Origin of the sequence: Peribacillus muralis (genome assembly GCF_001439925.1) — a bacterium.
Taxonomy (GTDB): Bacteria; Bacillota; Bacilli; order Bacillales; family DSM-1321; genus Peribacillus; species Peribacillus muralis.
Genome location: NZ_LMBV01000011.1, coordinates 77864 through 78193 on the forward strand (window position 1 = coordinate 77864; position 330 = coordinate 78193).

At 49.1% G+C, this 330-nt stretch carries 1 protein-coding gene; it reads left to right on the top strand.

The features are described 5' to 3' along the window. A partial coding sequence (locus tag ASU00_RS25485) for an SH3 domain-containing protein (RefSeq protein ID WP_201786302.1) occupies window positions 1–330 on the top strand: 330 nt, incomplete at both ends.

The following is a 330-nucleotide window of genomic DNA, read 5'->3' on the forward strand; positions in this document are numbered from 1 at the left end:
CAAGTACGCTAAATATGCGGAAAAGCGGGACGGTAAGTTCAAGCATAGTCACGAGGCTTTCAAAAGGGACAAACGTGACGGTGTATTCGGAATCGAAGAGCTGGGCAAAGGTCAAAGCGAATGGAAAAGACGGGTATGTCAGCACGAAATATTTGTCGGCGAAACAGCCGGTAACCAATTCGAAGCCAGCTGCCACTAATAAAACGGCGACGAAATACGTGAATGCAAGTACGCTCAATATGCGGAAAAGCGGGACGGTAAGTTCAAGCATAGTCACGAGGCTTTCGAAAGGGACGAAGGTGACGGTGTATTCGGAATCGAAGGGCTGGG